This window comes from Puia sp. P3, from assembly GCF_050632245.1.
In the GTDB taxonomy this organism is placed as follows: Bacteria; Bacteroidota; Bacteroidia; order Chitinophagales; family Chitinophagaceae; genus Puia.
In genome coordinates, this window is sequence record NZ_CP192583.1 from 6,989,633 (window position 1) to 7,012,972 (window position 23,340).

Annotated in this window: 23 protein-coding genes and 1 pseudogene; 4 read left to right on the top strand and 20 right to left on the bottom strand. The window is 54.6% G+C overall.

All coding sequences use genetic code 11. The annotated features are described in order from the left end of the window. Positions 1-61: 61 nt before the first annotated feature. From ACQ86N_RS44185 to ACQ86N_RS44225, 9 genes and pseudogenes are all read right to left on the bottom strand, one after another. Entirely contained in the window at positions 62-1,258 is a 1,197-nt protein-coding gene (locus tag ACQ86N_RS44185; protein ID WP_431212618.1) for an alpha-ketoacid dehydrogenase subunit beta, read from the bottom strand. Next, a complete protein-coding gene (locus ACQ86N_RS44190; protein WP_431212619.1) occupies positions 1,252-2,100 on the bottom strand; it encodes a thiamine pyrophosphate-dependent dehydrogenase E1 component subunit alpha in 849 nt (282 codons plus the stop codon). The genes ACQ86N_RS44185 and ACQ86N_RS44190 overlap by 7 nt, the downstream gene beginning before the upstream one ends. An 18-nt stretch (positions 2,101-2,118) precedes the next feature. After that, positions 2,119-2,478 carry a phage holin family protein gene (locus ACQ86N_RS44195; protein WP_431212620.1) on the bottom strand — a complete coding sequence of 120 codons (360 nt, stop codon included), beginning with the start codon at positions 2,476-2,478 and terminating at the stop codon, positions 2,119-2,121. Positions 2,479-2,678: 200 nt separating this feature from the next. After that, positions 2,679-3,248, bottom strand: a complete 570-nt coding sequence (locus ACQ86N_RS44200; protein ID WP_431217842.1) for a M16 family metallopeptidase — start codon at positions 3,246-3,248, stop codon at positions 2,679-2,681. 304 nt (positions 3,249-3,552) lie between these two features. Beyond that, a pseudogene (locus ACQ86N_RS44205) lies at positions 3,553-3,963 on the bottom strand (insulinase family protein); the annotation flags it as partial. Further along, positions 3,933-4,292, bottom strand: coding sequence for a hypothetical protein (locus tag ACQ86N_RS44210; protein WP_431212621.1), 360 nt, complete (start codon positions 4,290-4,292; stop codon positions 3,933-3,935). The pseudogene ACQ86N_RS44205 and the gene ACQ86N_RS44210, both read right to left, overlap by 31 nt. Before the next feature lie 19 nt (positions 4,293-4,311). Further along, on the bottom strand, positions 4,312-5,223 hold the full coding sequence (locus ACQ86N_RS44215) for a M16 family metallopeptidase (protein ID WP_431212622.1): 912 nt from the start codon (positions 5,221-5,223) through the stop codon (positions 4,312-4,314). Between the two features lie 53 nt (positions 5,224-5,276). After that, a complete protein-coding gene (locus ACQ86N_RS44220; RefSeq protein WP_431212623.1) occupies positions 5,277-5,744 on the bottom strand; it encodes a PDZ domain-containing protein in 468 nt (155 codons plus the stop codon). Beyond that, positions 5,741-6,520, bottom strand: coding sequence for a retropepsin-like aspartic protease (locus ACQ86N_RS44225; RefSeq protein WP_431212624.1), 780 nt, complete (start codon positions 6,518-6,520; stop codon positions 5,741-5,743). The genes ACQ86N_RS44220 and ACQ86N_RS44225 overlap by 4 nt, the downstream gene beginning before the upstream one ends. A gap of 67 nt (positions 6,521-6,587) precedes the next feature. Here ACQ86N_RS44225 and mqnC point away from each other — a divergent pair, with 67 nt between their 5' ends. Beyond that, on the top strand, positions 6,588-7,712 hold the full coding sequence (gene mqnC / locus ACQ86N_RS44230; protein ID WP_431212625.1) for a cyclic dehypoxanthinyl futalosine synthase: 1,125 nt from the start codon (positions 6,588-6,590) through the stop codon (positions 7,710-7,712). Between the two features lie 157 nt (positions 7,713-7,869). Continuing rightward, positions 7,870-11,799, top strand: a complete 3,930-nt coding sequence (locus tag ACQ86N_RS44235; RefSeq protein ID WP_431212626.1) for a response regulator — start codon at positions 7,870-7,872, stop codon at positions 11,797-11,799. A gap of 194 nt (positions 11,800-11,993) precedes the next feature. On the opposite strand, the gene ACQ86N_RS44240 is transcribed toward ACQ86N_RS44235, so the two are convergent. Beyond that, positions 11,994-12,581, bottom strand: a complete 588-nt coding sequence (locus ACQ86N_RS44240; RefSeq protein WP_431212627.1) for a hypothetical protein — start codon at positions 12,579-12,581, stop codon at positions 11,994-11,996. A gap of 243 nt (positions 12,582-12,824) precedes the next feature. On the opposite strand from ACQ86N_RS44240, the gene ACQ86N_RS44245 reads away from it, so the two are divergent. Beyond that, positions 12,825-12,986 (top strand): hypothetical protein, encoded by a 162-nt coding sequence (locus ACQ86N_RS44245; RefSeq protein WP_431212628.1) that lies wholly within the window; start codon positions 12,825-12,827, stop codon positions 12,984-12,986. Positions 12,987-13,026: 40 nt separating this feature from the next. On the opposite strand, the gene ACQ86N_RS44250 is transcribed toward ACQ86N_RS44245, so the two are convergent. Further along, a complete protein-coding gene (locus ACQ86N_RS44250) occupies positions 13,027-13,506 on the bottom strand; it encodes a lysostaphin resistance A-like protein (protein WP_431212629.1) in 480 nt (159 codons plus the stop codon). Positions 13,507-13,624: 118 nt separating this feature from the next. Then, positions 13,625-13,795 (bottom strand): hypothetical protein, encoded by a 171-nt coding sequence (locus tag ACQ86N_RS44255; RefSeq protein ID WP_431212630.1) that lies wholly within the window; start codon positions 13,793-13,795, stop codon positions 13,625-13,627. A gap of 181 nt (positions 13,796-13,976) precedes the next feature. Here ACQ86N_RS44255 and ACQ86N_RS44260 point away from each other — a divergent pair, with 181 nt between their 5' ends. After that, positions 13,977-14,618, top strand: coding sequence for a Crp/Fnr family transcriptional regulator (locus tag ACQ86N_RS44260; protein ID WP_431212631.1), 642 nt, complete (start codon positions 13,977-13,979; stop codon positions 14,616-14,618). Between the two features lie 28 nt (positions 14,619-14,646). Here the strand turns inward: ACQ86N_RS44260 and ACQ86N_RS44265 are convergent, their stop codons facing one another. The 8 genes from ACQ86N_RS44265 to ACQ86N_RS44300 all read right to left on the bottom strand — a co-directional run bounded on the left by ACQ86N_RS44265 (position 14,647) and on the right by ACQ86N_RS44300 (position 23,308). Next, complete coding sequence (locus tag ACQ86N_RS44265) at positions 14,647-15,384, bottom strand: nuclear transport factor 2 family protein (RefSeq protein ID WP_431212632.1); 738 nt, start codon at positions 15,382-15,384, stop codon at positions 14,647-14,649. A 295-nt stretch (positions 15,385-15,679) separates the two neighbouring features. Continuing rightward, complete coding sequence (locus tag ACQ86N_RS44270) at positions 15,680-16,111, bottom strand: dihydrofolate reductase family protein (RefSeq protein WP_431212633.1); 432 nt, start codon at positions 16,109-16,111, stop codon at positions 15,680-15,682. Between the two features lie 5 nt (positions 16,112-16,116). Continuing rightward, on the bottom strand, positions 16,117-16,257 hold the full coding sequence (locus ACQ86N_RS44275) for a hypothetical protein (protein WP_431212634.1): 141 nt from the start codon (positions 16,255-16,257) through the stop codon (positions 16,117-16,119). Between the two features lie 132 nt (positions 16,258-16,389). Further along, a complete protein-coding gene (locus ACQ86N_RS44280; RefSeq protein WP_431212635.1) occupies positions 16,390-19,353 on the bottom strand; it encodes a TonB-dependent receptor in 2,964 nt (987 codons plus the stop codon). Positions 19,354-19,546: 193 nt separating this feature from the next. Beyond that, the gene (locus ACQ86N_RS44285; protein WP_431218046.1) at positions 19,547-19,789 is read right to left on the bottom strand and encodes a hypothetical protein; all 243 of its coding nucleotides are present in this window, start codon (positions 19,787-19,789) and stop codon (positions 19,547-19,549) included. After that, positions 19,677-19,997, bottom strand: coding sequence for a helicase-related protein (locus ACQ86N_RS44290; protein ID WP_431217843.1), 321 nt, complete (start codon positions 19,995-19,997; stop codon positions 19,677-19,679). Before ACQ86N_RS44290 ends, ACQ86N_RS44285 begins: the two co-directional genes overlap by 113 nt. Further along, complete coding sequence (locus ACQ86N_RS44295; protein ID WP_431212636.1) at positions 19,894-21,945, bottom strand: DEAD/DEAH box helicase; 2,052 nt, start codon at positions 21,943-21,945, stop codon at positions 19,894-19,896. The genes ACQ86N_RS44290 and ACQ86N_RS44295 overlap by 104 nt, the downstream gene beginning before the upstream one ends. After that, positions 21,857-23,308 (bottom strand): hypothetical protein, encoded by a 1,452-nt coding sequence (locus tag ACQ86N_RS44300; RefSeq protein WP_431212637.1) that lies wholly within the window; start codon positions 23,306-23,308, stop codon positions 21,857-21,859. Before ACQ86N_RS44300 ends, ACQ86N_RS44295 begins: the two co-directional genes overlap by 89 nt. Positions 23,309-23,340 lie beyond the last annotated feature (32 nt).

Sequence of the window (23,340 nt, forward strand, 5' to 3'; positions counted from 1 at the left end):
CATTCATATTTCAAACAATGTGCGCTAAAAGTGCAAAACTTGACCGCTCTCGTTTGCAGCTTCAATAATCCATTAATTTCTGTACGTACTCTTCGAGACGCGACACTGCTAAAAAATTTCTTTCGAGCTGAGCGTTGAAAGGAATCGGCGTATCCAGCGACGCGCATCGCAGCACCGGCGCGTCCAGCAGCTGAAAACAAAACTCGCTGATCCACGCCGCAATCTCTGCGCCGATGCCGCCGGTAAGCGTGTCTTCATGCAGCACCAGCACTTTGCCGGTGCGTCTCACTGCAGCCCTTATCGCATCATGGTCGATCGGCAGCAGCGAACGCAAATCCAGAATATCTATAGACAGTTCCGGGTGCCCCTTTGCATAGTCCGCCGCCCAGTGCACCCCGGCGCCGTAGGTAATAATCGATACGTCCTCCCCTTCCTGCACCACTCTTGCCTTTCCGATCTCCACTTCATAATATTCCTCCGGCACGGGCCCGCTGACGCTTCGGTACAGCGCCTTGTGCTCGAAATACAACACCGGATTGGGATCATTGATCGCTGCGATCAGCAGTCCCTTCGCATCCCGCGGCGTCGAAGGATAGACGATCTTGAGACCGGGGGTATGCACGAACCAGGCCTCGTTGCTTTGAGAATGAAACGGTCCTGCAGCCACACCGGCGCCCGTCGGCATCCGGATCACCACATTGGCAGCCTGCCCCCAGCGATAGTATATTTTGGCCAGATTGTTTACGATCTGATTGAAGCCGGCGGTCACAAAATCCGCAAACTGCATTTCCATAACGCTTTTATAGCCTTCCAGGCTCAATCCGAGTGCGCAGCCGACGATCGCGCTTTCGCAAAGCGGCGTATTCCGGACCCGCGACTTGCCGAACTGCTGCACGAATCCTTCCGTTATCTTAAAGGCTCCGCCATATTCCGCGATGTCCTGGCCCATCAAAACAAGATTGTCGTGGCGAACCATCGACTGGTTCAGGCCTTCCGTAATGGCGTCGACAAAGCGTTTTTCGGGACCCCCTTCCGGTGCCTCCGCGGCCGAAGTTGCGCCGGCTTCCGCCGGTGGCCGGGTCTCGTCTTCCCCGTCCGCGAGCGGCGGCACGCCGGTCACACGCGGTGCGTACACATCCCCCAACTCGGCCTTCGTATCCGGCACCAGATTCACAGGGTCGAGAACCCCGCTCAGTTCTTCTTCGATCTCCCTTTTTATCTCTTCGTGGATATGCTGCATTGCCTCCTCCGTCAACACCCCTCCCCGCGGAGCCAGTTCTCATAATTGGCGATCGGATCCTTTTTTCCCCAGTCCTCCAGCAACTCCGGCGGTACATATTTGGTGCCACTGGCCTCCTCATGCCCCCGCATCCGGAAAGTCATGCACTCGACCAGGTAGGGTCGCTGATATTTGATACAATACTCCCGCACACCCCGTAGCGTATCGATGACGGTAAGAATGTTATTCCCGTCGATGCGAACCCCCTCCATGCCATATCCCTCCGCCTTATATACAATACTCTCGCAACGGTACTGCTCAGAAACAGGCGTGCTCAGGCCATACCCGTTGTTCTCCACCAGAAAAATAACCGGCAGGTCCCAGACCGACGCCACATTCAGCGCCTCGTGAAAATCTCCTTCACTCGTACCCCCTTCACCGGAAAAAACAAGCGCGGCCCTACTCTTCTTCGCCAGCTTGTAGGCCAGCGCGATCCCGTCGGCTACCCCGAGCTGTGGCCCAAGATGAGAGATCATCCCGCAGATGGCGTGCTCGCGGCTGCCGAAGTGAAAGCTCCGTTCGCGTCCCTTGCTGTACCCCGCAGAGCTACCCTGCCACTGGAGAAAAAGACGGGACAATGGCATCCCGCGCCCGGTGAAAACGCCCAGATTCCGGTGAAGCGGAAGGACCCACTCCTCCCTGTCCATCGCCAGTGTGGCCCCGACAGCGATAGCCTCCTGTCCGATGCCGCTGAACCACTTGCTGATCCGTCCCTGACGCAACAGCACCAGCATTTTCTCCTCAATGATCCTAGGTAATAAAAGGTTCCTGTAGATGCGGACCAGTTCGTCGTTGTTAAGCTGTTTTCTCTCGAAATACATAGGACTCCTCCCGGCTGTTTAGTATTTATCTGCCCGTTCCTCCCTGTCTCTGTCTTTGTAAAGGAGTGATGTAAGCAGGGATAACAGAAGACTGAACAGCAGGGCCCAGCCAAAGCTGTCCACTTCGAATCCCTTCACAAATTTACCGGCAAGCAATACGATGAGGGCATTAATTATAAAGAGGAAGAAACCAAAGGTGACAATCGTGATCGGAAGGGTCAGAATGATAAGTATGGGCTTCAGCAGGAAATTCAGAAAAGCCAGCACCAGCGAAAGTACGATCGCCGTCCAGAAAGTATTGATATGAATGCCCGGAAGAACTGAAGACAACGCAAATGCAACTACCGCCGTAATAACAATGCGGAGCAGGAAATTCATTTGATAGTTTTGTTCAAGTTAAGGGATATTTAAACTACCACCAACTCGAATTACTCGCCGCGTGAACCGCGGAACTCGCCACTTGAACCGCGGAACTCGCCACTTGAACCGCGGAACTCGCCGCGTGAACCGCTATACCTTGTTGCGTGAACCGCGTGGTTCACACTACCACCAAAAGGCTTACGTCACGATCATGTGTCTCAAACAACCACCAGCTCATAAAAATCCTCGGGATTCAGGTATTTTTTCGCGAGCTCCTGCAACTCCTCCGGTGTGATAGTCTTGACAATTTCGATACCTTTCTCAAAATAGTCGGAGTCCAGTCCGTTCAGGATGATATTCTTCCAGCGCCCCGCCACATGAAACGGCCCGTCCAGGTCTCCCAGCACCGTGCCGATCGCAAAGTTCCGCGCCATCTGCAGCTCTTCGTCGTCGATCGGCTCGTCACGCAGACTCTCCATCTCATTATAAACCTCCTGAATAGCCGCCGCGCAGACTTCCTTCCCTGCCTCCGTGCTGATCATCAGCCCGCTCTCCTGGATATTGTTCATCAAATAGCTGTAGATACCATAGGTGTAGCCCTTCTCCTCGCGGATATTGGCCATCAGCCTCGACCCGAAATACCCGCCAAAAACGTTGTTCAGCACCTGCACCCGCTGAAAGTCCGGGTGGTGCCGGTTGGGGAAATTCCGCGCAATACGGATAGAGCCCTGCACGCCGTTGGGATCGTTGACAATATTGTATTTCCGCGGTCCTTCGGCCGGCTTTATCGGGAAAGAAGGCCGCTGTCCCCCGGGTACCCGTAGGGGTAACTCCCCAAACCACCTGTCCGAGGAGCGTGATCAGATTGACCGGCAGCTTACCGGCGACGATGATCCGGCAGGCGCCTTTCTGATAGTAGTCATTATAGTAGCTAACCAGGTCTTCGCGCTGCGGCTGCTGATAGTCTTCCATCCTGCTGTACTTGCCGTAAGGGTGCTCCTCGCCATAGAGGTAGGCTTCGATGAGCCGGCCCGCCACAAAATCGCTCTTCTTGAGACTGACCTGCAGCCGCTGCTGGGAATTCTTCTTATAGATGTCCAGTTCTTCCTGCGGGAAGACCGAGTCCGTGACCAGTTCGGCAACCACGGGCAGCAGCTCCGCCACATATTTGTTGAGACAGTGCAGGGTGATCTCCGCCGTCTCGTGCTGCGAGCTCCGGTTGAGATAGGCGCCATAGTATTCAAAATGCTCGTTGATCTGGAACGCACTCCTCTGCGAGGTTCCGTTCTTCAGCAGGCCGCTGACGGCCGCCGCCACGCCGTGCTTCTTCTCGTAGCTGTTGCCGGCGTCAAAGATCCAGTTGATCATCATCGCGTCGACATCGCCAAGGTCGACCATAAAGACTTCGATTCCGTTCTTCAGGGTATGTTTCTGATAAGGCGGTAATACCAGCTCAAATTCTACTGCGTCCTTTATAGGTGGTGCGATCGTTCTGTTAAGCATACTCTTTTTTGTACCATTCTAGCTCTTTTTTCACTGCGGTAATACATGGTGTTGCTGTTCTTTACATCGAACAGCTGGCGGCTCGCTTCGAGGATCTCCTCCGCCGTAACGGCCTGGTATTTCCCCAGCTCGGTATTCATCATATTCACGTCTCCCAGCAACTCGTAGATCGCCAGTGAATTCGCCCGGTTCATCACGCTCATGTCCTCGAATACGATCGCCGACTCGGTCTTGTTCTTGATCTTCGTCAGCTCTTCTTCCGTGATGGGCGCGGCCATCAGCAACTCCAGCTGCTCGACCACAGCGGCGTCCGCGTCCTCGAGGCTCACGCCTTTTATCAGCTTGCCTTCAACGACGACTAGGCCGGGATCTACCGAACCCGTATGATAGCACTCTATCTGACTGAACAGTTTTTTCTTTTACCAGGGTCTGAAACAGCCGGGATGAAGCCCCGCCGCCCAGCACTTCGGTGATCAGGTCTGCTATATAGTAGCCCTTTTCTGTCCTGGACGCCATCGGATAGCATTTATAGAGTGCATCCAGCGGAACGTCCGCGGTGACGTCCATCTTCCTGGCCTCCTTTTGTACGGGCTCAGCCGGCAGGTCGCGCACATACTTCTCTCCGGCGGGAATATCCCCAAACCATTTTTCCGCCAGCTGCCTCACCTGCCCGGCGGTAACCTTCCCGGCCACGACGAGGATGGCATTCATGGGCCTGTAGTATTTGAAAAAGAAGTTCTTCACGTCTTCGAGCCGGGCCTCTTCGATATGGGACAGCTCGCTGCCGATGGTCATCCAGCGGTAGGGATGCTTTTTATACACCATCTCCCGCATCTTGAACCATACGTCCCCGTAAGGCTTGTTGATATAGTGTTCCTTGAACTCTTCCATTACCACCTTGCGCTGCACTTCGAGGCTTTTCTCGCTGAAGGCCAGCGAAAGCATGCGGTCGCTTTCCAGCCAGAAGGCGGTCTCGATATTCTCCGCCGGCAGCTGGATATAGTAGTTGGTAAAGTCGTTGGTGGTGTAGGCGTTGTTCTCTCCTCCCGCCAGCTGTAAGGGCGTTTCGAAGTCCTCGATGTTGACCGAGCCGCCAAACATCAGGTGCTCGAAAAGGTGGGCAAATCCGGTCCTTTTCGGGTCCTCGTCCCGGGCGCCGACGTCATAAAGTACATTGACAACAACCATTGGGGTGGAAGCGTCCTCGTGGACTATAACCCGTAAACCGTTGGAAAGGCTGAATTTCTCAAATTTTATCATAGTTGCGCTCCGTTCCCGGGGACCAAGAATCCCGGGCGGGGTTGCAATTTATGCTATTTAATACTCTTTACCTTCAGGAACGTCTGCTGAAGCTCGCCATTTCTCTTGACGATGATCTTTACCTTATCCCCGGGATTTTGTAGTAAGTTCTTGTAAGTCTGTATGTTATTACTGAAATTATTGCCCACTGCCAGGACGATATCGTCCTCCTTCAGCCCCGCCTTGTCTGCCGGCGAGTCCTTCATGACGTCCCCGACCCTGATCTCCCCGTCGATCCAGTAGATGCCCAGTCCGGTGTAGGAATAGTCGAACTGTTCCCGGTAGTGGGAGTTAGGCATCAGATAGATCATCCGACGGTCATAGTTGAGGATGACGTTGAACCGCCGCAGGATATCGTTGCCGATCAGTCCGCCAAGATTGGGGTAGGAGGTCACATTGTATTGATCGTCAAAAATATAGGTTGGTACCTTTCGAAATTTGTAGGGGCCGATCCTGAGTTCCCGCAGCGTCGTCAGCTTCATGGTAGCCTTTCCCCCAGGCCCTGCGCCTGGGTGAAGAACGCCGGTTTCCTTGAGTCCAGCAGGTTGCTGTCGCTGGCAAAATCTGTGGAAAGCAGGCTGCAGAGACCCGCTCCGGTGTCGAAATAAAATCTGTTCTCGACCTTCCGGGCGTCCGAGACCTGAGCCGACATGATCGGCAGACTGGCGATCACGGGCCGCAGCATAAGGCCTCCTTTGGGATAGCGGAAGGTGCCCTTGGAATATACCGATATCCGGAGGCTGTCATAGTTGATCTGGACGATATACCGGGTGAAAAAACTATACCCGATGATCCCGTCGATCTTTTCGCCATACACGCTGGTGAGAATATCGTAGTCGTTGACGTGAAAGTTCAGGCTGTCCACGGTGAGCCCCGGCAGTCGCAGCCGCTCGTTGTACAGGAATTTCACCTGCCGCACCCCCGCGATCCCGAGTATGGTCCGGTCCGAAGGTTTCGGCGTCATTTTGAGCCGCAGACAGGTCATCGAATCCAGCGAGATGCCCCCGCTGCCCGTATCCAGGATGAAATTCAGCGTGTCGGCAAAATTGTCCAGCTGGGCCTTCAGGAGGATGACGCCGCCCGTGAACATAGTAAAGGGAAATGTTGTAATAAGTTTCGCCGGCTGGGTAAATGTCTCCTGCGCGCCGGCGGACCGGCCGGTGAAGAGCACGAGAAAGACCGGCATGAAAAGGAGTTTCCGGTATGCACGGATCTTCAGCCGGTAAGACAGTGAAGGGTGTTTTTTCTGGCTAAGCATAGTTAGTGTGGACTTGGCCTCTTAAATATAGTACATTTGCACAGCATTTTCTAAACCACTGGTCACAATGAATTTATCCGTATTGTACGATAGAGCGCTGAAGAAAGAATTCCTGTCCGTTGAGGAAGGCGTATTCCTGTTCGAACAGGCTCCCCTGACCGAACTCATGTATATAGCCGACGAGCTGCGCAAGCAGCAGGTACCCCACGGAAAAGTGACCTGGCAGATCGACCGCAACGTCAACACCACCAATGTCTGCGTCGCCAACTGCAAATTTTGCAATTTCTACCGGATACCCGGCCACGCAGATGCCTATATCACCGATATCGATACCTATAAAAGAAAGATAGAAGAGACCTTCCGCTGGGGCGGCGACCAGCTGCTGCTTCAGGGCGGACACCACCCCGAGCTGGGTCTTGGTTTCTATACCAACCTGTTCCGCCAGCTGAAGGAATTATATCCGAACCTCAGGCTCCACACTCTCGGACCTCCCGAAGTTGCCCATATCTGCAAGCTGGAGAAAATGGGCCACCACGAGGTGTTAGCCCAGCTGAAGGCCGCCGGTATGGATTCGCTCCCGGGAGCAGGCGCCGAGATCCTGGTTGACCGCGTCCGCCGCCTCATCAGCAAAGGTAAATGCGGGGCCCAGGAATGGCTCGATATCATGCACGAAGCCCACAAGCTCAATATCACCACCTCTGCGACCATGATGTTCGGGCACGTCGAGACCCTGGAGGAAAGGATGGAGCACCTGATAAAGATCCGCGAGGTACAATCCCGTAAGCCGGCCGATGCCAAGGGTTTTCTCGCCTTTATCCCGTGGACCTTCCAGGACGTCGACACCCTCCTGACCCGCATCCGCGGCGTACACAATCTGACCACACCGGAAGAATATATCCGCATGATCGCCATCAGCCGCATCATGCTTCCCAACGTAAAGAATATCCAGGCTTCCTGGCTCACCGTCGGGAAACAAACGGCCCAGATCTGCCTTCAGGCGGGCGCCAATGACTTCGGCAGTATCATGCTGGAAGAGAACGTCGTGAGCGCCGCCGGCGCCCCGCATCGTTTTACAGCGAAAGGGATACAGGAGGCTATCCGCGAGGCCGGTTTCGAACCCCAGCTGCGGAATCAGCAGTACGAATGGCGGGAGATCCCGGCTGCAATCGAAGAGCAGGTCATAAACTATTAAAAATCAATAGCGACGGCCATCCCAGCTCCTTGCCGGGGCTTTTTTGGGGTCCTGGAAACTTAAAATGCCGATTTTGCGTTCCTATAGGTGAAGATCAGCTTAATATTCAATGAAAAGCCCTTTTCGCAAACTGATTCGCATATCGGTAGTTTTACTGGTGCTAGTACTCCTTTTTAATTTCTTTGGGTACTACTTTAATCATATTAAGTCCCTGGAAAACAAGGAGCTGATTGAGTCTATCAATCGGTCGGCCCAGCAGCAGGCCCTCAGCCAGCGCATCGCCAAGGAATCCATTCTTTTGCTGAACAATCCCGGACAGACCCCGGCGTCCCCCTTCCGCGACAGCCTCTCCTCGCAGCTGGAAGCCCTGCAGCGACTGCAGACCCAGCTGCAACAGCAGGCCAACACGATCCCGCCACCCGTCCCCCAGCAGATCTTCCAGATCAAGCTGCTGCTCTCGTCCTCCCAGTCCTATTTCCAGTCGATCATGGCCATCGGACTCGAGCTGACACAGGCCGACTCCGGTCTGCTGGTGATGAACAAAAAGCTCTACCTCCGCGATATCCTCTATAACGAGCAGAAATACAGCTCCCTCATGGACGAGATCAACCAGCACTATTCCGAGCTGGTCCGGGAGAAGAACTCCGAAGTCGCAACCATCGACACCGGCAAGATGATCTCACTGCTCCTCGCCATCATCGGCCTCGTTATCCTGGTGCTGGAGCCCGCGTTTAAAAAAGGCGAAAAGAATTATAAGGAGCTGCAGAAGGCCCGCAACGAGCTGCTCAACGAAAAGAAGTTTCTGGCGTCCATCCTGCGTTCGCAGACCAACTATGTCATCCGCATCAACCGCGCGGGGCAGTTCACTTACGCCAACCCCGCCTTCCTGAAGACCTTCGGCTATACGGAACAGGAGATCCACACCATACTATTTTATACAACGATCTTCCCGAAAGACCTCAACCGCTGTCAGCAGGTCGCCAACGACTGCTGGAACAACCCCGGCAAGGTAGCGCGCCTGCTGATCCGCAAGCCCATCGGCCATACAAGGGAGTTTCTCTGGACCGAATGGGAGTTTCTGGCCCTGCTGGGAGAGAACGGTGAGGTCAACGAGATACAGGGCATCGGTCTCAACGTGTCGGAAAAACTACAGATGGAACAGGGTAAAGAGGAGGCAATCCGCACCCTCTCCTATGCCATGACCTATGCCAAGATGGGCTCCTGGAAACTGGACTTCATGAACAACGAGCTTTCTCTCAGCAAGGAGTTCAAGGCGCTGCTCGCCATGGACGAGGAAGATCCGGACAAGATATCGTTCGACAGTTTCATGCACGTATACGTGGTCCCCGAGGACTTCAACCACGTGGCGGAGGAGTTTGCAAGGGCTATCCAGCACAAAGAGAATATCGGCTATGAGACCTCCCTTTCCTGCCGCGTCATCACCAAGCAGGGATGGATGCGCTATCTTTCTATAAAGGGAAAGGTGGTGGACGAGCAAATAGAGTTTGGGATCGCCCAGGATATCACCTTCCAGAAAGAGGCGGAGAACGCGCTGCTGAACAGCGAACAAAAATTCCGTCTGCTGGCCGAGAACTCCGAGGACATCATCAGCGTTCACGCCGTCGACGGGACCATCTGGTATCTTTCCCCCTCCGTCACGACGGTACTCGGCTACGAAGTGGACGATATCATCGGCCGTTCGTTCGAACAATACGTACACCCGGAGGACCGGCATAAATTCCTGCCCGTCGATCAGGTCCCGGCCTTCGCGGAGGTCTCGATCTCGCGGGAGACCAGCATCACCGTCCGCTACCGCGTACTGCGCCGCAACGGCACCTATGTCTGGCTGGAAAGTATCATCAAACCCATTGTGGACGAAGAACAGCTGGTCAAGCTGATCTGTACATCCCGGAATATCACCGACCAGAAGATCGCGCAGGAAAAACTGAAGAAGAAGGACCACCTGCTGCACGCCGTGGCGCAGGCGACCCATTCCCTGCTGATCAATACGGACCTGAACCAGGCGATCAACGATTCCATACAGGTGCTGGGAAGTACGGCGATGGTCAGCCGCGTCTATCTCTTCCAGAACCATTTCGACAAGGAGACGCGCCAGTGGTTTACCACCGAAACGCACGAGTGGACCGAAATGGCGGGCGATTTCCGGCTCAACAACGACTATATGCGGGATATCCCGTTCGATAGCATCAAAAAGATCGTAGAGCCGTTGTTCGACCACCTGCCTTTCGTCAGCTATAAGAGCAGGGAGGACGACCCTCAGCTGAAGGGTATCCTCGACAGGACGGGCGTTATCTCCAGCGTCGCCCTGCCTATTTTCCTCAAGGACGACACATTCTGGGGCTTTGTCGGGTTTGACGAGATGAAGGAAGAGCGGGAGTGGTTCGAGGCCGAGTTCGCCATCCTGCGTTCGTACGCTTCCTCGGTAGCCGCCGCGGTCGAGCGCAAGCAGATAGAGGTCGAGCTGGTGCAGGCGAAGGAAATGGCGGAGTTGGCGAGCCATGCGAAGAGCGAGTTCATGGCCAATATGAGCCACGAGCTGCGGACGCCCATGAATGGCATTATCGGTTTTACAGACCTTGTGCTGACCACCGAGCTGCAGAAGTCGCAGAGGGACTATCTGCAAAATGTCAAAAAATCCGCTTACGGGCTGCTCGAGATCATCAACGATATTCTGGACTTTTCCAAGATCGAAGCCGGCAAGCTGCTCATCGACAATACGCTGTTCAAGCTGGAAGAGCTCATCGAGGAGACGATCGACATGCTCACCATCAAAGCCTTCGAGAAGAAGCTGGAGATGCTCTACCGCGTCGATCCCACGATCCCCTCTCAGTTCTATGGCGACCCGGTCCGCATACGGCAGATCGTCGTCAACCTGCTGGGCAACGCCATCAAGTTCACCGGGGACGGCGAGATCATGGTATCCGTGCGCAGGGACGGCGACAGCTTCGCCCGGGACGGAAAGAGCTATACTCGTCTGGCGATCGAGGTGAAGGATACGGGCATCGGTATCAGTAAGGAGAAGCTGGAAAAGATCTTCGAAAGTTTTACACAGGCGGATACGTCCACTACCCGTAAATATGGCGGGACCGGCCTCGGTCTTACCATTTCGCGCAGCCTCGCCGAGCTGATGGGCGGACAGCTCACCGTACAGAGCGAGCCCGCGAAGGGCAGTGTCTTCACGCTTCACCTGCTGCTCGAGATAGCGAACGAGCAGCCCGAGGTGCAGCTGCCGGAGAAAGCCATGCTGAAAAAAGTGCTCGTGGTGGACGACAACGAGAGCAACCTTCAGCTGATGCAGGAGATCTTCGGCTACTTCCATATTCCCGCGGTGCTGGCCTCCAGCGCAGAGATGGCGCTGGAGAAGATCAGCGAGGCCCGCGCAGGCAAGGATCCGTTCAGTCTTATCATTACCGATCACCTTATGCCCGGCATGGATGGGATAACGCTGGTAAAGGAGATCAAGAGGGCATTCCCGATCATCGGCGGTCAGCAATTCATACTCATGCTCTCGTCGCTGGAAAAGAATATCTACCAGCACGAGGCGTCCAAGACGGGGATCAATAAATTTTTGTCCAAGCCGGTGAAGATGCACGAGTTGTTTGGCGCGCTGCTCTCGCTGTCGGAGATGAACCTGCAGCAGGAGAACCCGTCTTTTGCGATGCCCGGCAATGGAGTGGAGAAGATCTCTTCCGAGCCTGCCAGCATTCTGGTGGCGGACGACGACCCGATCAATATGCTGCTGATATCGGAGGTTTTGCGTCGTATGGGATTCGAGGTGATACAGGTGAGCAATGGAGTCGAGGCGCTGGAAAGGCTGCCGCACTGCGATCCTGTCATGATCTTTATGGACGTGAATATGCCCGAGATGGATGGTTATACCACGACCCGTCATATAAGGAAGATGCCCGAGCCCTGGTGCAGCCTGCCGATCATTGCCCTGACGGCCGATGCTATGAAGGGGGACAGGGAGAAATGTCTGGAGGCGGGGATGAATAAGTATATCTCCAAGCCGTTCCGGCTGGAGGAGATCGATGAAGTGTTGAGGGATTACACGTTAATGGTGTAGTTGCGGGTTCCCGCGGGTTGGCTTGCTGCCGGTTTGTGGTTCACGGGTCCCGGCCCCGCCGGCCTCGCGGTTCACATGGTTCGCGTCCCGGGTTTACGCCCCCGACCTCCGATTCGGCGGTTCACTTCCCGTAGCCCCGCGGTTCACATGGTTTACGCCCCCGACCTCCGATCCGGCGGTTCACACCGTCCAGGCTAATTCCCCATCGCTACCTGGCTATGATCCTGCAGGTCCTTGTCCTGAACGCTCAGGACGATCTTCCATCCCTTTTCTGCTTCCAGCAGGGACAGCTCGACCTTGAGGTTCTTCATTTCGCCGACCCCGGGCAGGAGGGAAAATACGACGCGGGCAGTCTTGCGGTCTTCCGTAGGCGCTTCATACTGACCGCTGAGGATAAATGTCTTTTGATTTCCGGAAGTTATGATACTGTTGCTCAGCTGAGAATAGATCTCCGAATAACGGGTCTTCGCCGTTTCAAAGTTCTCCGTATCGAGGACGACACAGACCCATCCCGAACCCGGTGCGGGAGAAGTGCTTAGGGTAACCGTGCCCGAAACGGCACCAGGCAGTTGGAGCGTACTGCGGTAACACGCCGCCTGCGACGCCTGACCGATCAGCTCACCCTTTATATTGCGGAAATGGTTGGGATAATCCTGGATGACCTTTTCCAGCACGACCTGGGTCTTGTTGGAAAAGACACTTTGCGCGGACAGAGTGGCGGATAACAGGGCCGGCGCAAACGCGAGGAGCAAAACTTTACTTCCAGTGATTGCGGTTCTCATAGTAAGGATTTGAACCGGTAAGATACGGCAGAAGTATCCCGGATGCAATAGTAAAAACCCCTTACGGGGGTCTTCGCGGTTCACGTACCCGGGAGACCCCCGATTCACCCCTTCACCGCAACAACTCTGCGTCCAACTATCCTAAATGGTTACATGTATTTAACAACCTTTTGCGAAATAATTTATTAAATTAGACGTTAAAATCCCAACTGTAACCTGTTAACCCTTAGTCTAGTAAATCCAATGACCAGAAACCACATGCAGTACGACGTGCGCAAAGCGCGTATTTACAGGGAGGCATACCGCCCCAATCCCTTCCGCTTTTTCGTCAACCTCCTCTCCATTATCCTCCTCGGTCAGTCGCAGGTAGGAGGCTCCGCCGCGCTTAACCGCAGGGCGAAATAAGCCGGGGAGGCCGGTCATTTTCTTTTGGCGCCTTCCAGGTCTATGACTGCGCGGGAGGACCGTTATGCGCATTCCGGGAGTATGCGGACCTCAAAAAATACACCACTAGCGGGATCAGGCCCAGAATACAAAACGACAATACGTCGTTCGGCTGCAGCCGGGAAGGCAGCGTCTCCGTATCGATTGCCTGATGCGTAACAAAGAATACCGAATTGCCGGCCCAGTGCATGGCCGTCGTAAACCAAAGACTACGGGTGATCATTACAGGGATCATAAAGATCACGCCCAGCAAAATAATATAGATCCAATTCCCGGGTCCCGTCCCCAGTTTGTAAATATGGTTTAGCCAATATACCAGCGCCGACACAAGGATGACCGGCAGATTCCCGATCCTCTCTTTGAGGTGAAAATAGATATATCCCCGCGTCAGGATATCTTCCGAGCACGACGAAAGGAAAACGCCGGCGACAAAGGGCAACACCTTCAGTATTAGCTCACCGGCGGCGGGTACGGCGGTCACCTTTTCGATGCCAAAAGAATATTCAGCGCCCAGGCGGCGCCATAGAGCACTATCCCCGCCAACAGCCCTGAAACAAACAATTTCACGCGTAACTGGTCGAAGCCCAGCCCCCAGGTCTTCAGGCCGCTGCCGCCTGCCACGCCGCGATAAAATAAGCCGAGGCGAAAAAAGCCAGCTGGAACGATAGAAAACCGAAAATGCTGTTCCTGAAAACGATCATATATTCTGCACTGTGATACAATAAAAAGAGGAGAAGAAACCCGACAAATGGTTTTAATAAATGTTTCATCGACCTTGGTTTACAGGCGCCGAACAGGCCTGCAATAAATATAGATCATGCCGGTATAATGATTCTTGATCAAAGTCATTTTTTTGCCGGCTGGTGACTGACGGGCATCATCCTTTGGGTCGGGCAAGTCCGCTAGCTTTATAAGGATGCCGGTAAACCGCCGGCTGTAGTTGGATACGCTATGACAAGAGGCCGTCAAATATCTGCCCCCGGGTTTCAAACCCAACTCACCGAAAGCACCGATTTTAGCCGGTTATATAGTTATCTGACAAAAATCACCCCGCAAATAAGTGAAGAAAGCTGGCGCCTGATCCAAACTGTTTTCAAATCCGGGCGGTACCGACGGAATGAAATGATCCTGCAGCCGGGCAGTACCTGCGATCACATCTGGTTTATCAATCACGGCATTGTTGAGAAGTTCCATATTATCGACGGAAAAGAACAGGTAAACGATCTGGTGGTCGAAGGCGATTTCTTTTCAGATTTCAACAGTTTCCTTTTCAGGATCCCGTCGGATTTGGGCATCAGGGCGCTGGAAGATACCGCAACGCTGATGGTCAGCTATAACGACGTTCAATCGCTGTATGCAAATATGCCGGAGGCGGACAGGATCGGCCGGCTGACAGCGGAAAGAATGCTTGTTAGCCAGGCAAAGAGGATCGAGCAGCTCACATTGCTATCGCCCGAGCAGCGGTACAGGTCCTTTCTTGCGAACCATCCCCATATCCTTCAACGGATTCCGCTGTATCTGGTTGCGTCTTACCTGTCACTGACGCCAGAGTCTCTCAGCAGGATCAGGTCACGGATAAAGAGTAGTAGGTAAGAAAAGCTTCGCCACACGCGCCTGGTTACTAAATCGCTAACGACCGGTCACCCGCTTCCAAACCAGATCCTGTCCATTCCGCCTTTCCCGCATGATCATATCTCCCGACTCGTCCCGGACAAATAGTCGCCTGCCACGCGTATCGCTCATCCGGAAGAAGACATTGTCCGTTTCCGCCAGTAGGGCCTCGGGCGGATTCCTGCCTTTTTGGATGAAGAGCGTATCCCGCTGCAGACTGACCACCGCCTGGCGATCCGCCGTCATTCGGTAGGTACCGGTATATTGCTGGAGGACCGACGTCTTTACGCGGATGGCTGAGGAGCAATTGGGGTATCTCGAAAGTGAGCGCACTCAGCATGACCCACGACGAATCGCTCTTATACCAGGTGTTGGCCATTCCATAGGTGGTATGCAGCTGCTGTCCCAGGACGGACTCGTGTTCGTCGGCCACATAGTGGATCACCGCAAGATTGCCATGAAATACCAGCACGGGTTTTGTCACCTGAATATTGCCGGAAAAGCCGCTGGGAAACGCAGAAAAACTATGTAAGAACGCCTCCCTGAAATATCCGGTGCCGTCTTCGGTCGTACAATACCAGTTGGGCGCCAGGTATTTGTTCCAGGGTATCGTATCGCCGGGCAGGGCGTTCATCAGCGTTTGCTCGATCCCGATGATCTGCCGGGCCTTTGCCGCGCTGTCATCCTGGGCGGAGCTCCACAGGGAGAACAAGATCATAAAACCGGTAATCACGAGACATTTCAACATGGCGGACAATTTCCTCGTAATATAGCAATTCGCATAGTCCTCACTTAGGGTAGCCGGAATTTTTCAATGGTCGCAGGATTATTTTCAACCACCGCGCTGGGCCCTCTGTCAACGGGGGCTATTCCTTCTCTTTATGGCTAAACCTTCCGCTGAGCGCGATGCTGATGAATGGGCTGTATGCGCCGCCGAGCCCGGGCCGCGGTCAGAGAAAGGCTAAAAGGCAGGATAGGATCAAATTTCTGGAGGATAAGTGCATACCGCACAAATATGCATTATTGCCGGAATGTTGCGCGCTCTACGCAGGATTATAAGTGTGGAGGACTACTCCGCCGGGAAAAGTCTTCGCTGATAGAAGTTTCAGATCGAGCTGTTTTGTGAGACCGGAAAAGATCGGAAGGCCACCGCCCAACGCAACCGGATGGATCACGAGGTTGTATTCGTCGATGAGGCCTGTCCCAATAAGGCTGCGCATAAATCCGGCGCCCCCGAAAGCTATGATGGGCTTACCCGTCTCTTGTTTTAGCTGCGTGATCCTTTCGGCCAGATCGCCGTCGAGAACCCTTGTCTCAGCCCAGGACTTTGCTGCCGGCGAGGAAGAGGCTGCTGGTGGCACTTTAAACCCTTTTTGGGTAAACACGGCCTTGGGAATCTCGTTCATCGCGTCGGCTAATGGACCAGTCGCGGTCGGCCAGTAGGGTGACATCTCTTCAAACGCCTTCCTACCCATGATGATCAGGCCCGACTCGCGGGTGGACTGGAGTACCAGGCCCTTGACTGCTCGTCCGAGCTCCTGAAGACCCAGTCTTTCTCGTTATTTGGACCGCTGACAAAACCGTCGACTGAAATGGACATCTTCATTATTAACTTGCGCATACGTAAATGTTTTATTTTTCAAAAATAATCCATCTACGCACGGAAGTCCGGTGGGTATAGCGACAAAGCTGGGGGGCGATCTCGCCGGCATTCCAACAAAAAGCCGGGATCGTGGACACCGGCCTTGAAATATTATGGCACATCGAACCCGCCGCCCCTCATCCCACCACCACCGCCGCCGCCACGGAACCGGCCGGGGAAGAAGCCTGGCATACGACGCTGATTGGCGCCGGCAAAATTATTGAGGTTGTAGGTAAACGTGAGCATGGCGTAACGGCTAAGCACATTGCTGCGCTGATAGGATACCGCACCCAGTGCGCCCACCGTCTTGCTGACCGAAGTGTTCTTGTTCAATACGTCAAAAACCGTCAGCCGCAGCTCGCCATTCTTCTTCTTGAAGAGCTGCTTCGCAATCGACGGCGTGAACAGCGGCACGCTGGCGTTGAAAGTTTTTGAGTGCGTATAGGTATAGATGTAGTCGAAGGTCGCCGATATCAGCCAGCCGTTGTTGGTGTAGGCGGTAAATTCCGCACCCAGCGTCTCCGAGAAAGAGTTCAGGTTCTGGTTGACCTTTGCACCCGTGCTGTCCTTGGTGGAGGTGCCGCTGCCCGCACCCGGAATGGTGGGAATGGTATAGGTGGAAGCGGCGCTCAGGTTCATATCAAAATTCTTCTTGATATTGGTCGTCCAGGAGATCGTCTCCCCGAGCGTCGTATTCTTGGTGTACAGGTGGGTATAGTGGCCCAGCAGCGCTTCCTGCTCGTTATCCGCGCGGAGGGTCTGACTCTGTGTATAGCCAAGATTGGTGATCAGGTTCATATTCGACTTCGGCGACTTCAGCGGGAACCCATAGTTGAAATATCCATTGATATTATAGGTACCGTTCAGGTTGACATAGCTGGATACGGTCCCCAGATTGCCCGGCCGGTAGTAGACGGCTGACTGGATATCGTTCACGATGGTGCTGGCATTCAGCGTGGCAAAAATGACCTTCTGCGTCGACGGATCGAAATGGGTATACAGCATCCGCAGGCTGTGTGTGAACTGCGGCTTCAGACCCGGATTGCCGCTCGTAAAGTTGACACTGTCCGAGGTCGTCGTCAGCGGCTGCAGCTGTGATGGGCTCGGCGTCCCCGTCCTTCCGTTATAAAAGAGCCTGAAATGTTCTGTCGAAGAGAAGTTGTAGAGGAAGGCGAAGGTCGGCGTCAGATTGACGTAGTTGTGCGCAACCGTGATCCCCTTGGTCGTATTGTCGCTGTTGAAATTTGTCCACTGTACGCCGGAGCCCGCAGACAGGTTGAACTTTTTGGCCGCGATGCGCCAGGCCAGCGATACCTGGTCGGAGTTGCTGCGAAATTTATAGGAGTTGCTGAATATGCTGTCGAACTGCGTATAGTCCTTTGTGGCGTCGTTGTATGCGTAGGTGTTGTTGATCGTTGTGCTCCTGGTATAGCCGTGGTTGTAGCTCAGCTGCAGGTTCATACGTTTCCCCAGCGGCTCGGTATACGAGAGGGTAGGAGACAGGTTCACCGAATGCAGCGAGTCATTGTAGTGCTGGTTCAGCGTAAAGACCGACGGCAGACTGTCTTTCCTGAACTGCGTATTGACGGAATAGTTATAGCCTTCCCCGTTGTTGACGTTGACGGTCCCGTTCACGTCGAGGGTCAGGGTCCGGCCCGGCTTTCCAAAGCGGTGGCGGAAGGTCAGGTTCGACCCATTGATATTGAAGCCGTGATTCATGCTCGAGGTATGACCCACCTGAGAAAGAGCGGGCACGCCGTGCTCGTCCGTCGTATAGGTGTCCGAGTTCCCGAAAGGCGTACTCTTCTGAAAGGCGATATTCGGGCGGAAGACCAGGGAGTTATTGCTGTCGAGCTTCGATTCGAGATTGATGGCTATCTGGTGGTTCTCGATCTTGCTGACCGACCAGCCGTGTCCGGAAGAGATCTTGCCGCTGGTATCCGAGGTCGGCGACAACGAACTGTCGGTCTGGCTCAGGCTGACGTGCTGGTTGTTATAAAAATAGCTGGCCGTAAGATCGGTGCCTCCGAAGGAGTTGCGATAGTTGGCCCCACCCGCCCAGACGGTCGTCACGCCGGTAGAAGAAGGACTGGTGCTGGCCGCAGGGCCACCGCCCCCGCCAAAACCACCTCCGCCCCCACCCCCGCCGCGCCGTCCGCCGCTGCCACCGCCGCCTCCGAGAATATCCCGGGGCGTAAAATTCTGTTTGTTGACGTCGTTGGCCTGTCCGAGCAGGGAGATCTGCTGATTCCCGTCGAAGCGGTGAAGATTTATACTTTCGTCATAGTTCTCGTTGCTGCCGGCCCCGGCCACCAGCTTACCGAAATATCCCTTTCGGCTGCCCTTCTTGGTGACGATATTGATGGTCTTGACGCGATTGCCGTCGTCAAAGCCGGAGAACTTGCTCTGATCGCTGAGGTCGTCAAAGACACTGGATCTTGTCGATGATATCGGGGGGAGGTTGCGTGTAGCCAGTTTGGGGTCGTCGCCGAAGAAACGTTTTCCATCTACCATTACGCGGGTTACGGTCTCGCCCTGGGCGGTGATATTCCCGCTCTTGTCGACCTGGATGCCGGGGAACTTCTTCAGCAGGTCCTCCGCCACGGCGTTGGGCTTCACAGCAAACATACTGGCGTTATATTCTACCGTATCTTTTTTGACGCCCATCGGCGGCCGCTGGATGACCACTTCTTCCAGCATCTTGTCGGCGTGCGCCATATACAGCGTGGAAAGGTTGATATCCATAGTGGAGTCGCCGGAGTTGGGGACCGTAAACGTCCTGCTCACCGGTTGGTATCCTTCGTAAGTAATGAGGATATGATATTTGGCGGGCTTGAGACCCCTGACCCAGAAGCCACCTTTCTTGTCGGAAACGACGAACTGCTCGGTCGTGGAGTCCGCCCCGTCAGCCAGGACGCCGATCGTCGCGTTGCTCAGCGGCTGCTTTCCCCCCGAGGTGTCGATGAGGGCGCCCTTTACGGAACCCTTCGTTTTGGTCGGTGGGTTCGTTTGTGAGAATGAATGTGTTGCGAATAACAGCCCGCTTGTTAACAGTATGAGATGGTACTTGGTCATAGCCGATCATTGACTGTAAAAATAACCGGTCGTTTACTCGGGTCATACCCGCAAATTACAAGTGGCAAAATTGACTGCCGGTAGGGTGAAGAGAGGAGCACGTGCGGCCTCGCCAAACCGGGGGAATCGGTGAATTTTTAATCCCGTATTAATGTGAACCGCAGACGGGGGTGAACCACGTGAGCCGTTCCCTTTACGAGAACAGATACTCCACGTCGGCCCGTGTCAGGCTCTTCACAAATCCGTCGTCGTCTGCGATCAGGTCCTTGGCCAGAATCCTCTTCTTCTCCTGCAGCTGCGGGATCTTGTCCTCGATCGTATCCTTACAGATCATGCGGTAGGCAAAAATGTTCTTGGTCTGACCGATACGGTGGGTCCGGTCGATGGCCTGTTGTTCCACGGCAGGGTTCCACCGAGGGGTCGACGATGTAGACATAGTCCGCGGCGGTAAGGTTGAGACCCACGCCACCGGCCTTTAGCGAGATCAGGAATACGCGGCAGGTGTCGTCATTCTGGAAGGCCTGGATCGCTCTCTCCCTCTCAATGGCGGTCGTACTGCCATCGAAGTATTCGAAGGGGATCGCCAGCTCTTTCAGCCTTTCCTTTATCAGCGCCAGCATGCCCAGAAACTGTGAGAAGATCAGCGCCTTGTGGTCCCCGATGTTCTCGCTGATCTCGCGCGCCAGTTCGTCCAGCTTGATGGAGTTGTTGGGATAGCGGTCCGACTCGTTGAGGATCGCGGGAGAATCGCAGATCTGCCGCAGCTTCATCAGGCCCTGCAGGATGGTCAGCTGCGAGCGCTGTATGCCCTGGGTCTCGATGGTGCCCGAGGATCTTGTCGCGGTAGTCGTTGCGGTAGGCCTCGTATACCTTTCTCTGCTCGTCTTCCATTTCGCAGAAAAGGATCGTCTCCGTCTTTTCGGGCAGGTCCTTGGCGACCTGTTCCTTGGTACGGCGGAGAATAAAGGGATATAATAGCTTGCGGAGGTGTTCCTTTCGGTCCTGCTCTCCGAATTTGTCGATCGGAACTGCAAATTCCTGGCGGAAGAACTCGAGGCTGCCGAGCATTCCCGGGTTCAGGAAGTTCATCTGTGCGAAGATGTCAAAGGTATTGTTCTGCAGGGGCGTACCGCTCATACAAAGGCGGTGTTTCGCCTGCAGCAGACAGGCCGCCTTCGTGACCTTGCTGCTCGGGTTCTTGATCGCCTGCGATTCATCGAGCACGGCATAGTCGAAATTCATTTCGAGCAGCAGCTTGATATCGCTGCGCAGGGTGCCGTAGGTGGTGATGATCACATTGAACTGCGACAGCGCCTCTTTGCTTCGGGTGCGGTCGCCGCCATGATGGATATGATAGGTCAGTTCGGGCGTGAACTTCTTGATCTCATTCTCCCAGTTGAACATCAGGGTGGTGGGGCAGACGACCAGTGCGGTCAGCCGGCCATGCTCCGTGCGGAAATGGTTGAGAAAGGACAGGGCCTGTATGGTCTTACCGAGACCCATGTCATCGGCGAGGATCCCACCCCAGTTGACCTCCTGAAGATAGTTGAGCCAGTGAAAACCGTGCACCTGATAGGGCCGCAGTATCGGCTCGAGATGGGCCGGCGGCGGGACTTCGCGGATCCGGTTGAACTCGCGCAGCTGCTCGTATTTTTCTTCCAGCCGGATGACCAGCTCTTCCTCGTTGCGGCCTTCATAGAGCTCGTCGATCACGCTCATATGGTACTTGGACAGGCGCAGCTGGTTGCTCTTGCCTTCCCCGACGCGGAAAAGAAGCGAATATTTCTTGATCCATTCTTCGGGCAGCACGCCGAGGGTCCCGTCGTGGAGGGGAACGAACTGCTGCCTGTTGCCAAGCGCTTTCTTGACGTCGGCGATGGTGACCTTCTGGTCGCCGAATACGATGTCTACCCCGGCGTCGAACCAGTCGGTATTGCTGCTGATATGGATCTTGGTCTGTGGCTTGGCGGTATTGAAGCGGAAATTCTTCAGCGCGTCGAAACCATATACCGGCACCTTCATCTCCTCCATGGCGTCCACGAAGAGGAAGAACCAGTTGTTCTTGAGTACGTCAGCCCCCTTCAGGGCCAGACTATGCGAACTTTCGGGGTGGATGAACTGCGAGTGAAGGGATTCCAGCTTGCGGAAGAACTGCAGCTCGGCCTCCTTGTTGCGGTGCACGATCAGCACCTGCTCGCCATCGGGGACGATGATCTCGCCCTTCCCGCCGGGTCTGGTTTCGTAGCCCTTGTAAGAGAACAGCGGCTGGAAGATGAGGTAGTCGCCCTTTTCCTGCAACAGCAGTTTCTTTTCCGGGTCGCCGTCCTTGACCTCGCGGACCACGCCATTGTCGAAGTCTACGTGGTATTCCATGGTCAGGGGCAGCACAAGATCTTTCAGCCGCGCCGGCCAGTCAGCCTTGCTGATCGACCACTTCTCCTTGCCACTGAATTTTTCCACCAGCGAGATATCTTCCGGGCGGTTCCACAGATAGATGTTGTTATTATAAAGAGAAGACCAGCGGACTCCTGCATTCGTTCTTCGCGATATCCACCGGCTGGCCGTTGATCTTGACGAAACAGGACAGCTCATACCCATCCCCGTCCCTTGCCACGCTGAAAAAAGGCGATACTACGTCGCCGGACAGACCCACCGGCTGGAGGTTGCTGGTTTTAAAAGGCTGGTGGCCGTTGAGGTAGAAAACAAAAGGATTGGCGTTGAGGTCGGAGAACAGCTTCTTCAGCTTTGGGTGAAGATATTCCACCATCAGCTTCTTAGTCTCTTCGGGAAGGTCGTCTTCCTCGTGATGGACGATATTCTCCCAGATGCCGCTGAAGGGGGAGTTGCGGTTCAGGTATTTATTGATCTCGGGGCCCTGCATCTTGCGCAGGGAGGGGATCATCTGGCGGTCGGTCTCGCTGAAGGGGTCGCTATTGACGAATTTCGTCAGGTCCATTTTCTCCACCTTGCCCGTAAAGGCCGACTGCTCGTCGTTGCTCTCGCCGGCAATTGCGTCCAGCGCGAATCCTGGAAAACCCTCGTGGTTGAAATTGAACACTACCCCCAGCCGCTGCGCGTTGCTGACCAGCGGCTTTTCTTCTTCAGAGATGACGGCGGCGGGAGCTTCTGCTTCGACCGGCCGGGGACGGCTGCTGGCCAGTGGCGCCACCCTCTTGATCGTCGTATCGAGTACGCGAAGAAAAGGCTTGCCATCCTTATAGGTAAACTCGAACTTCCCTTTCAGGTCGTCGGACAGGGAGTAGCCATAGGCTTCGAGCAATTTGTTCTTTTCCTTGTCCCAGTTGCGGATGCTGTCGAAATAGTAAGCGCCGTGCATTTGCAGCAGCTGTAAAAAGACGATGACCTTGGGTAGCGACAGCGGATGGACGGGATCGGGATAGTCGCTGCTCGTATCAAAATTCCGCTCTTCGTTCTTCCAGAAGGACCACTGGTAGACCTGTCCGTCCATCTCCACCGAGGCCTTGACGACCTCGTCCTTGGCAAATTCGATTTTCGCGCGTTCCGTCCGAAGATATTTTTCGGCATCCTGCAGCGTCTGCGGGGAACACAGCAGCCGGATGCTTTTGAGGTCGATGAACTTCATCTTAACGACAGTATGCCGCTGGTCATACTGTACCTCTTCCGCCTTGAGCATATTTCTGTCCAGCAGCTCCTGCAGCTGGATCAGCGCTCCGGCTTCGTGGCGACAGATATCTCCCAGGTTGTAGGGACAGCTGCAACGGATGGATAGTGTCTTTGGGTCCTTGAATTTCTGGACGTATACTTTGTAATAAGTGGAGTAGCTGTCGTCCTTAACCCGGAAGGTCACGGACTCGAATAGCTCGTCGTATTCGATCAGCTCAACATAACCAATAGCGTGGATCTTCTTACCCCGGCGAATTACTTCATCGGTCCCATTGGTATATACATACTTAATAAGGTGCGGTAGCGCCATACATAGTTTTAACAAATCCACCCTCCGGCACC

What these genes read in the sequence shown, in the direction of transcription:
- ACQ86N_RS44190 (WP_431212619.1), bottom strand. Translation starts at nt 2,100, where the DNA reads ATGTATTTCGAGAGAAAACAGCTTAACAACGACGAACTGGTCCGCATC.
- ACQ86N_RS44195 (WP_431212620.1), bottom strand. Translation starts at nt 2,478, where the DNA reads ATGAATTTCCTGCTCCGCATTGTTATTACGGCGGTAGTTGCATTTGCG.
- ACQ86N_RS44215 (WP_431212622.1), bottom strand. Translation starts at nt 5,223, where the DNA reads ATGATAAAATTTGAGAAATTCAGCCTTTCCAACGGTTTACGGGTTATA.
- ACQ86N_RS44220 (WP_431212623.1), bottom strand. Translation starts at nt 5,744, where the DNA reads ATGAAGCTGACGACGCTGCGGGAACTCAGGATCGGCCCCTACAAATTT.
- ACQ86N_RS44225 (WP_431212624.1), bottom strand. Translation starts at nt 6,520, where the DNA reads ATGCTTAGCCAGAAAAAACACCCTTCACTGTCTTACCGGCTGAAGATC.
- mqnC (WP_431212625.1), top strand. Translation starts at nt 6,588, where the DNA reads ATGAATTTATCCGTATTGTACGATAGAGCGCTGAAGAAAGAATTCCTG.
- ACQ86N_RS44240 (WP_431212627.1), bottom strand. Translation starts at nt 12,581, where the DNA reads ATGAGAACCGCAATCACTGGAAGTAAAGTTTTGCTCCTCGCGTTTGCG.
- ACQ86N_RS44245 (WP_431212628.1), top strand. Translation starts at nt 12,825, where the DNA reads ATGACCAGAAACCACATGCAGTACGACGTGCGCAAAGCGCGTATTTAC.
- ACQ86N_RS44255 (WP_431212630.1), bottom strand. Translation starts at nt 13,795, where the DNA reads ATGAAACATTTATTAAAACCATTTGTCGGGTTTCTTCTCCTCTTTTTA.
- ACQ86N_RS44260 (WP_431212631.1), top strand. Translation starts at nt 13,977, where the DNA reads ATGACAAGAGGCCGTCAAATATCTGCCCCCGGGTTTCAAACCCAACTC.
- ACQ86N_RS44265 (WP_431212632.1), bottom strand. Translation starts at nt 15,384, where the DNA reads ATGTTGAAATGTCTCGTGATTACCGGTTTTATGATCTTGTTCTCCCTG.
- ACQ86N_RS44270 (WP_431212633.1), bottom strand. Translation starts at nt 16,111, where the DNA reads ATGGGTAGGAAGGCGTTTGAAGAGATGTCACCCTACTGGCCGACCGCG.
- ACQ86N_RS44275 (WP_431212634.1), bottom strand. Translation starts at nt 16,257, where the DNA reads ATGCGCAAGTTAATAATGAAGATGTCCATTTCAGTCGACGGTTTTGTC.
- ACQ86N_RS44280 (WP_431212635.1), bottom strand. Translation starts at nt 19,353, where the DNA reads ATGACCAAGTACCATCTCATACTGTTAACAAGCGGGCTGTTATTCGCA.
- ACQ86N_RS44285 (WP_431218046.1), bottom strand. Translation starts at nt 19,789, where the DNA reads ATGTCTACATCGTCGACCCCTCGGTGGAACCCTGCCGTGGAACAACAG.
- ACQ86N_RS44295 (WP_431212636.1), bottom strand. Translation starts at nt 21,945, where the DNA reads ATGAGCTGTCCTGTTTCGTCAAGATCAACGGCCAGCCGGTGGATATCG.
- ACQ86N_RS44300 (WP_431212637.1), bottom strand. Translation starts at nt 23,308, where the DNA reads ATGGCGCTACCGCACCTTATTAAGTATGTATATACCAATGGGACCGAT.